Origin of the sequence: Chryseobacterium cucumeris, from assembly GCF_016775705.1 — a bacterium.
GTDB classification, from domain to species: domain Bacteria; phylum Bacteroidota; class Bacteroidia; order Flavobacteriales; family Weeksellaceae; genus Chryseobacterium; species Chryseobacterium cupriresistens.
This window is the reverse complement of record NZ_CP068760.1, coordinates 1595096-1609282: the sequence shown is the minus strand read 5'-3', so window position 1 is coordinate 1609282 and position 14187 is coordinate 1595096. Positions and strand designations below refer to the sequence as shown.

Genomic DNA, 14187 nt, shown 5'->3' with positions numbered 1-14187 from the left:
GTCTGATTTTTTTTTGTTATTCATCGTGGCAAGCTTCAATTTTGACAGTTTCTATTGTTAAATTTTATATGTTTTTTATATAAAAGGTAAAGGGTAAATCATAAAACTACGGTATTTCGTAGTATAATTTACTGTCTGTTTTTATTAATGTGTTGAAAATCAAATTCTTTATTGTTTTGGGTTATTTTTTGGCATTATGCTCATAAGTTTAATTCAAAAAATACTACAACAATGAGCACATTAACATTAAAAGACGGAACAGAAATTTTTTACAAAGATCAGGGAGAAGGACCTGTATTAATGTTTCACCACGGATGGCCTTTATCATCTGACGATTGGGATGCACAGGTAATCTTCTTCCTGCAGAAAGGCTACAGAGTGGTTACCCACGACAGAAGAGGTCACGGGCGTTCCAGCCAGAATATCTACAATCACACTATTGAGCAATACGCTTCTGATGCTGCAGAACTGGTTGAATTCCTTGGCCTGAAAGATGTCGTACACATCGGGCATTCAACAGGCGGTGGTGAAGTAATCCGTTATGTTAACAAGTATGCAAACGGAAGAGCTAAGAAAGCGGTTCTGATCAGCGCCATTCCACCGGTAATGGTGAAAAGTGAAAACAATGCTGACGGTGTTCCTATGGAAGTTTTCGACAATATCAGGGAACAGACGATGAACAACAGAAACCAGTTTTACTATGACCTTACTATTCCTTTCTACGGCTACAACAGAGAAGGTGCGAACGTAAAGGACGGAGTACAGAGAAACTGGTGGAGACAGGGACTGATGGGAGGAATTGTTGCTCATTATGATGGAATCAAAGCCTTTTCAGAAACAGATTTAACCGAAGATTTAAAAGCAGTTGATATTCCGGTATTGGTTCTTCACGGTGAGGATGACCAGATTGTACCGATTGAAAATTCAGCGATAAAATCAGCCAAATTACTGAAGAACGGAAAACTGATTACCTATCCTGGTTTCCCTCACGGTATGCCGACTACAGAGCATCCAACCATCAACAAAGATATTTTAGCTTTTATCACAGAATAATAAGCATTCTTTACAAATGAATACGATACAGCCAGCTTTTGATACGTTGACTGAGGCCGTTCAGTGGCTTAATCAAAACGGATATACAGAAGATTTTAACCTTAAAAATGATTGCATCAGGCTCAATAATTTTCTTGATGTCTCTCCGGAAGACTTTAAAATACGATATACATTCCGCTTTGAAGGAGATACCGATCAGGGAGATGAAGAAGTAGTCTACGGCATCGCTTCCGACAAGTATTCTGTAAAAGGCATCCTGACGAGCGCTTACGGAATCTATGCGGATACTGTAAGTACAGAACTCATCAGAAAACTATCATCCCATTAACTTAATCCAAATTATTTAATAAAATAAACTTTATGAAACCATCATCAAAACTACTTTCTCCTGAAAATCATGCACTGGTACTGATTGATTTTGAAGGACAAATGGCATTTGCCACCAAAAGTATCTCAATGAATGAGCTGCGCAATAACGTTGCAGTACTGTGTGGAGCTTCTAAAATATTCAATGTTCCGACTATCGTTACCACAGTTGCTGAACAAAGTTTTTCAGGTCCCGTTTTCCCTGAAATTGAGGAAGCATTTCCTATGGCAACTTCAGGATATATTGACAGAACTACTATGAATACATGGGAAGATGAAGCCGCTTATAAGGCAATTGTGGGAACACAGAAGCAAAAACTGGTTTTCGCAGGGCTTTGGACAGGTGTATGTATCGTAGGACCGGCTTTGTCTGCACTTGAGGAAGGCTATGATGTATATGTCATTACCGATGCCTGTGGTGATGTGAGTGATGAGGCTCACGAAAGAGCAGTACAGAGAATGATCCATTCCGGAGTAAAGCCTATGACTTCCATTCAGTATATTCTGGAGCTTCAGAGAGATTGGGCACGTCAGGAAACCTATGGCCCTGTAACTGATCTGATGAAAAAATATGGGGCTTCTTACGGATTAGGGATCCATTATGCCCACCATATGCTGAATCATTAAAATCTATATACCATTTTCAATGTTGAAATCTGCACCTTCAATACTGTTTTTAAAAGCTTTTTTCATAACAGTTCTTTTATGTTCTGAAACTTTATCCTCCCAGAGCTTTAAACTTCTGAGGTATGACGAAAATTATGAATATCTGAAAGATTCCACCAAAAGCTTTTATGACAAAATTAAATATCTCCCTCTCAATGAAAAGAAAGATATCTATCTCTCATTGGGTGGCGAGGCAAGGTATGAATATGTGGATTTCAACAACGAAGATTGGGGACGGCTTAACATAGGACACAACGACTTTTTCCTGCAGCGCTATGACCTTTATGCAGACTGGCATTTCGGGAAAAACTTCAGAATATTTTCACAGATCAGAAGTGCTTTGCAAAACGGAAGAAAAAACGGTTCAAGAGGCATTGATGAAGATCAGCTGAGTATTCAGAATCTCTTTCTGGATGTAGGTTTGGTGAATAAGGATGATCAGAAGCTGATAGTGAGACTGGGAAGACAGGAGCTGGACTACGGTTCCGGCAGATTAATTTCTGTAAGGGAAGGACCGAATGCAAGGTTGTCTTTTACAGGAGCTAAAATCATGTATTCCTATAAAAATGTTTCCGTAGATGCTTTTGCGATGATGGCAGACTCTGTCAAGACCGGCGTTTTTGATAATACCATTTCAAAGCAGCTTAACCTTTGGGGACTTTATTCCAAAATTATTATTCCTGAAGCCGGAAATCTGGATCTATATTACCTCGGAATCCGTAGAGATGAATCTGTTTTTGAAGCCGGAACAGCCAGGGAAAAGCGTCACACAATTGGCGGAAGGCTCTGGAAATATGGCGGCGGATTTATCTATAACCTGGAAGCAGCCTATCAGTTCGGACGTTTTGGAAACGAAAAGATCAGTGCCTGGACGGGCTCTGTGGATGTAGGATATCTCTTTGAAAACTTCACATTCAAGCCAAGCATCAATCTGAGAAACGATTATATATCAGGAGATCATTCAAAAAATGACGGAAGGCTCAATACCTTTAATCCTTTATATCCGAAAGGAGGGTATTTCGGCTTCAGCCCGCAGGTGGGACCTGTCAATTTAATTGATATTCATCCGTATATGACCCTTGATCTGACTTCCAAACTCAAAATGCAGATGGATGTTGTCTTCAACTGGCGATATTCCCTGAACGACGGAGTTTACCGGCCAAGCGGAGCATTGAACCGTCCCGGAAGCAGTTCAGATAAAAGGTATATCGGAACGGCTTATTTAACCAGCTTTACCTATAATTTCAACAAACATTTCTCTTTGGTGAGCGGACTTCAGTATTTCCACAAAGGACCTTTTATTGAAGATATCATTCAGGATGCAAAAAGCGGTGTTTTCTGGAATATCAGGCTGGGATTCAAATTTTAATCATTACTAAATCATTTATTATGCAAAATTCAATTTCAAAATACATCAATTGGTCAAAAGCATTCTTTATAGCATTGATGTTGGCAACTGCGGGAACCCACTTCGTTTCAGCACAGGCTGCCGCAGAAAAAACAGCTATTGGAACCTCAAAAACATGGGGAACCGTTGACGGTATTTCTGTTGTAGGACTGGTTCAGGGGCCTTCTGCCGCCAAAGCAGATTTACAGATCGCCTGTGTTTTCGAGTATACGGAAGGAGATATTTTCAATCCGCCGGCGCTTCCCAAAGAACTGAACGGAATGGTTCATCTGGATGAAGCATTAAAAGGAATTATTACAGAAGTCCGTAAAAAAGGACAGTTCAAAGGACACGCTTTGGAAACCTTATTAATTAATCCTCCGAAAGGAAGCCTTGCCTCCGGAAAACTGCTGTTGATCGGCCTGGGAAACAGAAACTCTTTCGATGCTGAATTGATGAAAGAAGTAGGAAGTGTTGCGATGAGAGAAGCTTTGAAACTACAGGTACATACCGTATCATTTGCCAGCGATATCAAAGATGCAGGAATTGATTCTCCAACCGCTTTAGTAGCAGAAAATGTGGTTTTGGGTGCTTTTGATGCCTATCGTACACAGTCTTATTTAAACACTCAGCACCTATCCGATAAATTGAAACTGAAAAAACTGATTCTGTTGGCCGGACCATCATTTTTCACCATTGCCGGAGGAGGAATTCAGGAAGCTATTTCGAAGTTGAACACCAAATAATTACAAATGAAAGCAGATCTTATCGTATACAACGGAAAAATACACACTTTCAATAAAGAAACTCCGGAAGTTTCTGCAGTGGCCATTAAAGACGGGAAAATTATCGCGGTCGGAAATGACGGACTGGCAGACCAGTTCGCAGATGAAGCCACGGAACTGATTGATCTTAAAAAGAAAAGAGTGGTGCCGGGAATCAATGATTCTCACATCCATTTGATTCGTGGCGGATTGAATTACAACCTGGAATTAAGATGGGATGGTGTTCCCTCACTGGCTGATGCGCTCAGAATGTTAAAAGACCAGGTAGACCGTACGCCTTCACCGCAATGGGTACGTGTAGTGGGAGGATGGTCCGAATTCCAGTTTGCAGAAAGAAGGATGCCTACTTTGGAGGAAATTAATGCCATTGCTCCGGAAACACCTGTTTTTATCCTGCATTTATACGACAGGGCTTTAATGAACAGGGCAGCATTGAAAGCGGTAGGATTTACCAAAGATACCCCGGCTCCGGCAGGCGGACATATTGAAAGAGATGCTAATGGTGAACCCACAGGGCTGATTATTGCGACACCCAACGCCATGATCTTATACTCAACACTGGCAAAAGGCCCGAAACTTTCTTACGAACACCAGCTGAATTCGACAAGGCATTTTATGACAGAACTGAACCGCTTCGGAATTACCAGCGTCATTGATGCCGGAGGAGGATTCCAGAATTTCCCGGACGACTATCAGGTGGTGAACGAACTGAATGAAAAAAAACAGCTTACCGTAAGAATTGCCTATAATCTTTTTACCCAGAAACCTAAGCATGAATTTGAAGATTTCAGCGATTGGATCGATACTGTAAAATTATACCAGGGCGATGACATGTACCGCCACAACGGGGCAGGAGAGATGCTGGTATTTTCGGCAGCCGATTTTGAAGATTTTCTTCAGCCAAGACCGGATCTGCCTGAAAACATGGAAGCAGATCTTGAAAAAGTAGTCCGTTTACTGGTAGAAAACCGCTGGCCATTCAGACTTCACGCAACTTATAATGAAAGCATCACCCGCTTTTTAAATGTTTTTGAAAAAGTAAACCGGGATATTCCCTTCAACGGCCTGCCATGGATTTTTGATCATGCGGAAACCATTGATGAAAAAAATATTGAAAGGGTGAAAATGCTTGGCGGCGGAATTGCTATCCAGAGCAGAATGGCTTACCAGGGAGAATATTTTGCAGACCGTTATGGTTTCGCAGCGGCAGAAAGTACGCCGCCCGTGAAAAAAATGCTGGAAATGGGAGTTCCTGTAGGTGGAGGTTCGGATGCCACAAGAGTAAGCAGCTACAATCCGTGGGTTTCCATGTACTGGCTGACCGCAGGAAAAACTGTTGGCGGACTTCAATTGTACCACGAAACAAAGCTGGACAGAGCAACCGCATTAGAACTGTACACAAAAGGCAGCGCATGGTTCTCTCAGGAACAGCAGAAAAAAGGTGATATCAGAGTAGGAATGTTTGCCGATCTGGCAGTTCTTGATCAGGATTATTTCACGATTGATGATGAAGAGATTAAAAATATTGAAGCAGAAATGACCATTGTAGACGGGAAAATAGTATATGCCAAAGGAACATTCTCATCCTATGCACCACCATCTATTCCTGTGCTTCCGGATTGGTCTCCCACCAATCTTTATAACGGATATTACCCTGCAGGCGGACATTTTCAGAAAGAAATTGAGAAAAATGCGAAACAGGATTTAAAAGCACCGCTGACCTCACAAATTCATAGCTGTGGAGGAAGCTGCGATATCCATCATCATAACCATAACCAGGCAAGAATGAGCAATGTGCCCGTTAATAATTACCATACATTCTGGGGAGCTTTAGGCTGTTCGTGCTTTGCTTTTTAACTATCAATACACATGGAAATTTTAAAACAGATCCTTTCATCAGATTTAGGTTCACCATTCAATGATGCTTCATTCCTGGTTTTCCGGGTACTCCTTGCCGTTCAGCTGTTCAGAGTCCATGGCTTAAAGAAATTCAGGCTGGAAAACGGACAAAGGGAAGTGATTCCAAACCCTCTGGGATTGCCTGATCAACTCAATGCCATAGTGGCTTCATTTGCTGATCTGGTGGTTCCGTTTCTGATTATTTCAGGATTGGGAACCAGGCTTGCCGTTTTACCGACAATCGGGGTAACGGCTATCGGATATTTTGTGGTTCACAGAAAAGATTCACCGGAAGTACGGGACGTTCCTTTCATGTATACGCTGTCCCTGTTACTGATTCTTGCCTTGGGAGCAGGAAGATATTCACTTGATTATTACTTATTAAATATTTTATAAAATGAAAACTTCAATCGGAATTAAAAACGAAAATTTAGCAAAAGTTGCTGAAGTGCTTGTTACCACTTTAGCAGATGAATTTGTATTGTATACCAAAACAAGAAAAGCACATTGGAATGTCGAAGGTCACGACTTTTATAATAAACATCTGTTTTTTGAAGCACAATACGGGCAGCTGGACGACATCATCGATGATCTGGCGGAAAGAATCAGAACGCTGGGGCATTATGCACCGGCCACTTTAAGGGAGTACCTGGCATTAACGCATCTGTCCGAACATCATCTGGAATCGAACGACAGTCTGACTTACATCAGAACACTTCTTTCCGACCACGAAAGTATCATCATTCATCTTCGTGAAAATATTGAAAACTTCGCTGTTGAATTCCGTGATTCAGGGACAAGCGACTATATTACCGGATTGCTGGAAACCCATGAGAAAATGGCCTGGATGCTGCGTTCACATTTAAAATAGAAAAATGGAAGTAAATCATAATATCGGTTTTGTCACCTTATTGTTAACCATGATTGCCGGATATTGCGATACCGTGACTTTTGTATCGGCAGATGCCCTTTTTTCGGCGCATGTTACGGGAAACTTTATTGTCTTTGCCTATCAGTTTGTGAAGGGATCGGATATTCACGCCTGGGTAAAGCTGCTTACTTTTCCGGTCTTTATTCTTGCGGTTATGGCAGGAGGAAGAATCGCCGGAAAGGTTATCAATCATTATACGCTGCTATTCTGGGAAGGAGCGTTGCTCTTTTTAGCCGGAATTATTGTTGCTGTTCTCAGTTACTACGGAATGTTTTCAGAAGTCATCATGTATACTGTGGCTATGATTACCGTTTTTGCAATGGGGCTTCAGAATGCTTTCGGAAAACTTTATGCAAAGGAAACCCATGGCCCGACTACCATGATGACAGGAAATGTAACCCAGGCTTCCCTGGATTTCGGAACGCTTCTGTCAAGCGGCTTTCACCACCCTGAAGCATGGGCAAGCCTGAAGAAACAGCTGATTACCATTCTTGGATTTCTGGTTGGTTGTTTTTTAGGAGCTTATGCAGGAAAACAATATGGGCTGGTAACACTGATTTTACCGGGACTGGCAATGATAATCTGCTATTTTTACCACCGTAAAAACTAGCTCTGGACTATGGCAGATTACAGGATAATAGATTACCTTTAAAAAATGAATTTCAGCCTTTATTTTTTATCTAAAAATCTACTAAAGATAGTATGTTTTTCGTTGGTTTTGATGTTTTCATACAGTATAAAAGCACAGACCCAGGAAAATCCTGCACTGTTGAGAAAACAGATTTCCTCTTCCGCCAATACTACTCAGAAAATCACTTTATTGCTGCGTCTGAGTAACTATTACATTACCAAAAAAGGAGAGCTGAAAGCTGACCTCGACAGTGCCGCTATTCTGAACAGACAGGCAAAAGCACTCAATGTGAAATCCGGAGATCTGCTGTCTGCCGGAAAAATCATATTTCTGGAGGCTAAAATAGATAAAGAAAGAGGCCGTAAAACGATTGCTTTTTCCAACATGAAACAGGCGCTTTCTTATTTTGAAAAAAATCATTTTAAAGAGCAGGCCGGAGAAGCATACAATGAATTATCATATATGTATGACAATAACCCCGAATATTTTGATACTAAAATCAAACTGAAAGAAAAAGCATTGGAACTGTTTAAGAATTCAGGATCAAAACTGAATCAGGCAGGTGTTTTAAAAGATCTGGGTGAGCTTTACTACATCAAGGAAAATGCTGATAAGGCTCTGGGCTTGCTCAAACAATCCCTGTCTGTTTATAAGTCCGTTAAATTCAGAGAATTACAGAGTGTTTATAATCTTATCTCTCAGGTTGAAATTCAGAAAGCGGATTATGAGGAAGCACTCCGTTATGGTCTTCTGGCAGAAAAAACAGCCGAAAGTGTGAATGATTATTCTTTGCAGATGTGCTCTATTTACAGCAATATCGGAATGGTATATTATTATCTCCGTAAAAATGATGATGCCATGAAGTATTGGGAAAAATCACTGGCCACAGCAAAGAAAAACAAAGATAACACCTACATCAGAACGGTGGCCAATAATATTTCTACCATGCTGATCAGGCAGAAAAAGTTTAAGCAGGCCATTACCATGATACAAGAGTACAGAGAACGTTACCCCATAGTAGACAAGGATTTTGAAATGTCAGAAAACTATATCCTGTTCAGCACCTATACTATTTTAAAGCAGTTTAATGAAGCTGAAGCCTACTACAAAAAACTGGTGGCCTATTATGGTGAAAATGCAGAAAAAAATAATCAGCAGGCCTCATTGCTGCGAAGCTTTGTTTTCTATCATTACCAGACCCGGAACTTTGATAAAATGTATCGTGAAGCCAGACTTTTTGATTCGATAGCCAAAAATAACGGAAATGATATGCTTCGTTCGGAAAACCATTTAATGTGGTTCAAAGCAGATTCCATACAGGGAAAATACCTTGATGCCATACAGCATTATCAGCTGTACAAAAAGCTTTCCGATTCTGTTTTTAACGGTGAAAAAAGCAAGCAGATCAACAGTCTTAAAATTCAGTTTGAGACAGAACAGAAAGATAAAAATATTCAGCTGCTGACCCAGAAAGCAAAACTGCAGGATATTAAGATTGCCAATGATACCTTTATCAGATATGTCTTCATCGGAAGCATTCTGGCACTGATCCTTTTTGCTGCTTTGCTGTATAACCGCTCAAGATTAAAAAGCAATGCCAATAAAAACCTGGAACTGAAACGTAAGCAGATTGATGAACAGAACGAACAGCTGAAGAAATTACTTTCCGAGAAAGAATGGCTCTTAAAGGAAATCCATCACAGGGTTAAAAATAACCTGCAGATTGTGATCAGTTTACTTAATACACAATCGGCTTATCTTGACAATGAAGATGCTTTGATGGCCATCCAGAACAGCCAGCACAGAATGCATGCCATGTCCCTGATCCACCAGAAGCTTTATCAGTCTGATAATCTTTCAATGATTGATATGTCGTGGTATATTTATGAGCTGATTACCTATATCAAAGAATGTTATTCATCTGACAGGAAAATCAACTTTACAGTAGATACTGATAAAGTGTTTCTTGATGTGGCCCAGGCGGTTCCTATGGGACTGATCGTCAATGAAGCAGTCAACAATACCGTAAAATATGCATTTCCGGATGACCGGAAAGGGGAAGTTTTCGTTTCATTTAAAAATATTGGTGATGACCTTTGTGAACTGAGGATCTCAGATAATGGAGTAGGACTTCCCGAAGATTTTAATATCGAAGAAACAGATTCTTTGGGAATGAATCTGATGCGCGGGCTTACCGATCAGCTGGACGGAACTTTCCATCTCGAAAATAAAGGTGGCTTAAAAGTCACGATTACCTTCAGAAAAAATACAGAAATAACTCCTTCAAATTAAAGGCTGATTACCATGAAAGAAAAAATATTAATTGTAGAAGATGAATTTATTGTAGCCAATGATCTCAAACTGATGCTGATGAAGGCCGGTTATCAGGTTACAGGAATTGCATCTTCAGTGGTTCAGGCCAGAAAACTGATTGCAGATAATAAGCCGGATTGGGTACTTCTTGATATCATCTTAAAAGGTGATCTCACAGGAATTGATCTCGCCTGGGAACTGCGTGAAATGCACCTGCCTTTTCTTTATATTTCAGCCAATACCAACCAGTCTACCCTGGAAGCAGTGAAAGAAACACAGCCCTACGGATTTATGGTAAAACCCTTCCGGGAGCGTGATATGATTGTGATGCTTGACATTGCCAGATACCGTTATGATATGGAAAGAGGCTGTGAATTGTGCACTGATACCGGAAATAATGAAGTCATAGAAGGAATTATCGGGAAAAGCAAGGTACTTCAGGATGTTGTTGAAAAAATAAGAATAGTCGCTCCTACAGATACCTCTGTTCTGGTGGTCGGGGAAAGCGGAACGGGTAAGGAAAAAGTGGCTCATTCCGTTCATGAGCTTTCAGACCGCAGCGCTCATCCTATTGTTGTAGTCAACTGTGCCGCACTGCCGCATGCGCTTATCGAATCCGAGCTTTTCGGACACGAAAAAGGAAGCTTTACCGGAGCCAATACATTGAGGATCGGAAAGTTTGAACAGGCCAACGGAGGAACAGTCTTCCTGGATGAAATAGGAGAGTTGCCACTGGATTCACAGGTTAAATTACTGAGAGTTTTACAGGAAAAAGAAATCGAACGGCTTGGAGGAAATAATACGGTTAAAGTGAACGTAAGAATTGTGGCAGCGACCAACCGTTCCCTGGAAAAAGAAGTGGCGGAAGGAAGATTCAGGCTGGATTTGTATTACCGTTTGAATGTTTTCCCTATTGAACTGCCTCCGTTGAGAGAAAGAAAGGAAGATATCGTATTGCTGGCCCATTTTTTCCTGAATAAATATGCCGCTGCCTCAAGAAGAAATATCACATCCATCAGTGAAAAAGCACTGGAACAGCTGCTGAATTATCACTGGCCGGGAAATATCCGTGAACTGGAGCATTTGATCGAACGAAGTGTTCTTTTGACCAAAACCTCAGAAATAGAAAGTTTTGATCTGCCTAAAATCGTTGAAAAACCTACAGAAACACAAGGACCGCTGAAATCATTGGAAGATATGGAAAGAGATCATATTATGAATGCACTTCAGTCTTCCGGCGGAAAAGTTTCCGGGCCGGGCGGTGCTGCAGAGCTGTTGAAAATACAGCCTCAGACTTTATATTCCAAAATGAAGAAGTTAGGAATTGACAAAGGGTATAAATAATCTGGAGCTGCTTTGAGAAAAAACGTAAGCTCATTTTTTATTTCAATTTTTTAATAATCACTCTTCAAATAGTTTGAGGATAAAATTATTATGCCTTACAATAATAAATCAATCAGGTAATTATGGAAAAAGAAACACTCAGAATAGAAGGATTCAGTGATGGTGTTTTTGCAATAGCCGTTACGCTTTTGGTGCTGGATCTTCACTTCCCTGAAGAGAACTCAATACAAAACGGGAATGATCTTCTGGTCTTTCTGAAGAATCAATGGCCGGCATTTCTGGCATTTATCCTTTCATTTTTCAGCATTTTCATCATGTGGGTGAACCATCATAAGATCTTCAAACAGATCTACAGCCGGAATTCGGCGATTATGTTTGCGAATGGGCTTATCCTTTTTCTGGTTTCAGCAGTTTCTTATCCTACCGCTTTGCTGGCAAGGTATTTTGACGGTGAAGCCTCTTCTGTTGTCGTGGCACTTTATACCGGTATTTTTGTCCTGATCAATCTTGCTTACAATTTATTATGGTTTCTGGCAACCCGTAACAAAAAGCTTTTGCGCCCGGGTATTACTGATGCGGCTATAAAAAAGATCCACAACAACTACTTGTATGGACTTCCTATTTATGTTATGGCATTAATCCTGTCGTTCTGGATCCCGGCCTTGTCGCTGCTGATCATTTTAGGACTTTGGATTTTCTGGGCATTGTCTTCTGGGAAAATAGAAATGGTTGATTAAAAAGGATTATGTCCCTGTTTTACATCATCAATCTGATCTTCTATATATTGAGAGAGAGTCTTGTTTAAAAGGGACGTAATAAATTGGATATCACTCCTTGACGGTAAATAGGCTTGTCTTATTATTGGATCATCTCCTTCATCCAGATATATAAATAAAAATTGATCCCCTGCATTATAGGCATCGACAACAAAAAAGTTTCTGTTGATATTTCTATTATAGAACAATAACCACGACCTGGCAGCATCTTGAAGTTCTTCCTGAGTATCAAAAATATTATAATCCAGAACATAACAATAGTTTCCTGCAAGAAATAAAAGCTCTTTTAAAACTTTTGGAAAAGCTTGTCCATTGTTATATTTTACTTCAAGCTGTTGTATTTCTATAAGCGAAATTGGTTTTATCCTTCCTTCATATTCCTGATTATTGGGATATGCTGCCGGATTACTCTGTAAATATTTTAAAAGCTCTATTTCCATATTGATTATTTATTATAATAATGTTCCTTCTCTATTCCAAGTTTCTGCATTTTGGAAATAAGCGTGGTTGGTGGTAATCCCAGCAGTTTCGCAGCGCCTGTTTCCCCGAAAATACGGCCGTTACATTTTTTGATTATTTTTAAAATATATTCCTTTTCAAATTCCTGCAGTGTTTTAACCTGAAAATCCTGATCCGTGTTTTGAGAGTTAATAACTTTCGGAAAATCCATTTCCCTGATCATATCTCCTTTTGCTGTCAGCATGCTTCTTTCAACCATGTTTTCCAGCTCGCGGATATTACCCAGCCATGGATTGGTAATCATCATTTTTACTACGTTCTGAGAAAAACCATTAATCTTTTTGCCAGTTTTCGGGTATAATTTCTTTAGGAAATAGTCTGCCAGTAAAGGAATATCCTCTTTTCTTTCCCGCAAGGCAGGAAGATGGATAGGAAATACATTCAGCCTGTAAAAAAGATCACTTCTGAACCGGCCTTCCGCTACTTCTTTTTCAAGATTCCTGTTGGTGGCCGTAATGATCCGTACATTCACCTTAATCCTTTTGTTTCCGCCGATTCTTTCAATTTCTTTTTCCTGAAGAACCCTCAGAAGCCTGGCTTGTAATTCCAGGGGAAGTTCACCAATTTCATCCAGGAAAATGGTGCTGTTGTGAGCCTGTTCAAACTTTCCTTTTCTTTGCTCTGTTGCTCCTGTGAAGCTTCCTTTTTCGTGTCCGAACAGTTCAGATTCTATTAAGTTGGCAGGAATGGCCGCACAATTTATTCTGATCATCTTCTTTCCCGAAAATTCTGAAAGTTCATGAACTGCCTGTGCTATAAGCTCTTTTCCCGTGCCCGTTTCTCCAAAGATAATCACATTGGATTGTGATGGAGCTGCCTGTGAGATCCTTTCGAAAATGAGCTGCATGGCTTCACTTTGCCCCACAATTCCATGAAAGCCGTGTCTGCTTTCCTTTTCTTCTTCAGTTTCTTTTGGAAAGTCCCGGATATTTCCCTGAAATGTTTTCAACTGCTCCTGAACATCAATGTTATGAAGGGTAATGGAAAGCTGGGTAGAAATACCGTTTAAAATTCTTTCCGGAATTGTATCTCTTGAAATAAAGCTTCTGTAGAAAAGGAAAAGTACATTTTTACTTTCACTGACAGCCGGCAGTCCCAATCCGACAGCCATCCGCATTCCCGAATTTTTAGCTTCGGTAAAACAGGAAGGAAGCGGTGACAATTCTTTCAGATCAAAAAGAAGAGGCTCCGCAGAATCAAGACAGTTTTTTACATACCTGTCAAGCTGTTGATCTGTGGTATGGTTCTGATTTTCATTCCGGCTGCTGAGTATTTCAATATTTCCTTTTACATCCCTGATCATCATACAATCATTGAATCCCAGTTCAGTTTTGAAAGATGTATTGATAACAAGCTGAAGCTGTTTCTTATCTAAAATGGTAGACAACTCTTTGGTTAAACGGGAAATCATAAGCTGTTCTTTCTGCATTTCCTGCAGGCGTTTCATCATTTCTGCATTGGGATCAGAAGGCTTACTCATAGAAAATTCTTACTTGAAAGTTTAAAGATAGTAAAAA

At 40.2% G+C, this 14187-nt stretch carries 14 protein-coding genes; 12 read left to right on the top strand and 2 right to left on the bottom strand.

The annotated features are described in order from the left end of the window. Positions 1–231: 231 nt before the first annotated feature. The 12 genes from JNG87_RS07210 to JNG87_RS07155 all read left to right on the top strand — a co-directional run bounded on the left by JNG87_RS07210 (position 232) and on the right by JNG87_RS07155 (position 12112). Positions 232–1053 (top strand): alpha/beta fold hydrolase, encoded by an 822-nt coding sequence (locus tag JNG87_RS07210; RefSeq protein WP_202842858.1) that lies wholly within the window; start codon positions 232–234, stop codon positions 1051–1053. A 16-nt stretch (positions 1054–1069) separates the two neighbouring features. Then, on the top strand, positions 1070–1381 hold the full coding sequence (locus JNG87_RS07205) for a phosphoribosylpyrophosphate synthetase (protein WP_202842857.1): 312 nt from the start codon (positions 1070–1072) through the stop codon (positions 1379–1381). A gap of 32 nt (positions 1382–1413) precedes the next feature. Next, complete coding sequence (locus JNG87_RS07200) at positions 1414–2046, top strand: hydrolase (protein ID WP_002978754.1); 633 nt, start codon at positions 1414–1416, stop codon at positions 2044–2046. Between the two features lie 19 nt (positions 2047–2065). Further along, positions 2066–3454, top strand: a complete 1389-nt coding sequence (locus JNG87_RS07195) for an alginate export family protein (protein WP_202842855.1) — start codon at positions 2066–2068, stop codon at positions 3452–3454. Positions 3455–3474: 20 nt separating this feature from the next. Next, complete coding sequence (locus tag JNG87_RS07190; RefSeq protein ID WP_202842853.1) at positions 3475–4218, top strand: M17 family peptidase N-terminal domain-containing protein; 744 nt, start codon at positions 3475–3477, stop codon at positions 4216–4218. Between the two features lie 6 nt (positions 4219–4224). Continuing rightward, positions 4225–6114, top strand: a complete 1890-nt coding sequence (locus tag JNG87_RS07185) for an amidohydrolase (RefSeq protein ID WP_202842851.1) — start codon at positions 4225–4227, stop codon at positions 6112–6114. Positions 6115–6126: 12 nt separating this feature from the next. Then, a complete protein-coding gene (locus JNG87_RS07180; RefSeq protein WP_202842849.1) occupies positions 6127–6552 on the top strand; it encodes a DoxX family protein in 426 nt (141 codons plus the stop codon). Position 6553: 1 nt separating this feature from the next. Beyond that, entirely contained in the window at positions 6554–7027 is a 474-nt protein-coding gene (locus tag JNG87_RS07175) for a Dps family protein (RefSeq protein WP_202842847.1), read from the top strand. A gap of 4 nt (positions 7028–7031) precedes the next feature. After that, on the top strand, positions 7032–7697 hold the full coding sequence (locus tag JNG87_RS07170) for a YoaK family protein (protein WP_202842845.1): 666 nt from the start codon (positions 7032–7034) through the stop codon (positions 7695–7697). Positions 7698–7742: 45 nt separating this feature from the next. Then, complete coding sequence (locus tag JNG87_RS07165; protein WP_202842843.1) at positions 7743–10010, top strand: histidine kinase dimerization/phosphoacceptor domain -containing protein; 2268 nt, start codon at positions 7743–7745, stop codon at positions 10008–10010. Positions 10011–10022: 12 nt separating this feature from the next. Next, the gene (locus JNG87_RS07160; RefSeq protein ID WP_202842841.1) at positions 10023–11375 is read left to right on the top strand and encodes a sigma-54-dependent transcriptional regulator; all 1353 of its coding nucleotides are present in this window, start codon (positions 10023–10025) and stop codon (positions 11373–11375) included. 122 nt (positions 11376–11497) lie between these two features. Beyond that, complete coding sequence (locus JNG87_RS07155) at positions 11498–12112, top strand: TMEM175 family protein (protein ID WP_202842839.1); 615 nt, start codon at positions 11498–11500, stop codon at positions 12110–12112. Here the strand turns inward: JNG87_RS07155 and JNG87_RS07150 are convergent. Both JNG87_RS07150 and JNG87_RS07145 read right to left on the bottom strand, forming a co-directional pair. Then, a complete protein-coding gene (locus tag JNG87_RS07150) occupies positions 12109–12591 on the bottom strand; it encodes a hypothetical protein (protein ID WP_202842838.1) in 483 nt (160 codons plus the stop codon). The two genes, JNG87_RS07155 and JNG87_RS07150, sit on opposite strands and share 4 nt — an antisense overlap. Positions 12592–12596: 5 nt before the next feature. Then, entirely contained in the window at positions 12597–14150 is a 1554-nt protein-coding gene (locus tag JNG87_RS07145) for a sigma-54 interaction domain-containing protein (protein WP_202842836.1), read from the bottom strand. Positions 14151–14187: the final 37 nt, after the last annotated feature.

What these genes read in the sequence shown, in the direction of transcription:
- JNG87_RS07210 (WP_202842858.1), top strand. Translation starts at nt 232, where the DNA reads ATGAGCACATTAACATTAAAAGACGGAACAGAAATTTTTTACAAAGAT.
- JNG87_RS07205 (WP_202842857.1), top strand. Translation starts at nt 1,070, where the DNA reads ATGAATACGATACAGCCAGCTTTTGATACGTTGACTGAGGCCGTTCAG.
- JNG87_RS07200 (WP_002978754.1), top strand. Translation starts at nt 1,414, where the DNA reads ATGAAACCATCATCAAAACTACTTTCTCCTGAAAATCATGCACTGGTA.
- JNG87_RS07195 (WP_202842855.1), top strand. Translation starts at nt 2,066, where the DNA reads ATGTTGAAATCTGCACCTTCAATACTGTTTTTAAAAGCTTTTTTCATA.
- JNG87_RS07190 (WP_202842853.1), top strand. Translation starts at nt 3,475, where the DNA reads ATGCAAAATTCAATTTCAAAATACATCAATTGGTCAAAAGCATTCTTT.
- JNG87_RS07185 (WP_202842851.1), top strand. Translation starts at nt 4,225, where the DNA reads ATGAAAGCAGATCTTATCGTATACAACGGAAAAATACACACTTTCAAT.
- JNG87_RS07180 (WP_202842849.1), top strand. Translation starts at nt 6,127, where the DNA reads ATGGAAATTTTAAAACAGATCCTTTCATCAGATTTAGGTTCACCATTC.
- JNG87_RS07175 (WP_202842847.1), top strand. Translation starts at nt 6,554, where the DNA reads ATGAAAACTTCAATCGGAATTAAAAACGAAAATTTAGCAAAAGTTGCT.
- JNG87_RS07170 (WP_202842845.1), top strand. Translation starts at nt 7,032, where the DNA reads ATGGAAGTAAATCATAATATCGGTTTTGTCACCTTATTGTTAACCATG.
- JNG87_RS07165 (WP_202842843.1), top strand. Translation starts at nt 7,743, where the DNA reads ATGAATTTCAGCCTTTATTTTTTATCTAAAAATCTACTAAAGATAGTA.
- JNG87_RS07160 (WP_202842841.1), top strand. Translation starts at nt 10,023, where the DNA reads ATGAAAGAAAAAATATTAATTGTAGAAGATGAATTTATTGTAGCCAAT.
- JNG87_RS07155 (WP_202842839.1), top strand. Translation starts at nt 11,498, where the DNA reads ATGGAAAAAGAAACACTCAGAATAGAAGGATTCAGTGATGGTGTTTTT.
- JNG87_RS07150 (WP_202842838.1), bottom strand. Translation starts at nt 12,591, where the DNA reads ATGGAAATAGAGCTTTTAAAATATTTACAGAGTAATCCGGCAGCATAT.
- JNG87_RS07145 (WP_202842836.1), bottom strand. Translation starts at nt 14,150, where the DNA reads ATGAGTAAGCCTTCTGATCCCAATGCAGAAATGATGAAACGCCTGCAG.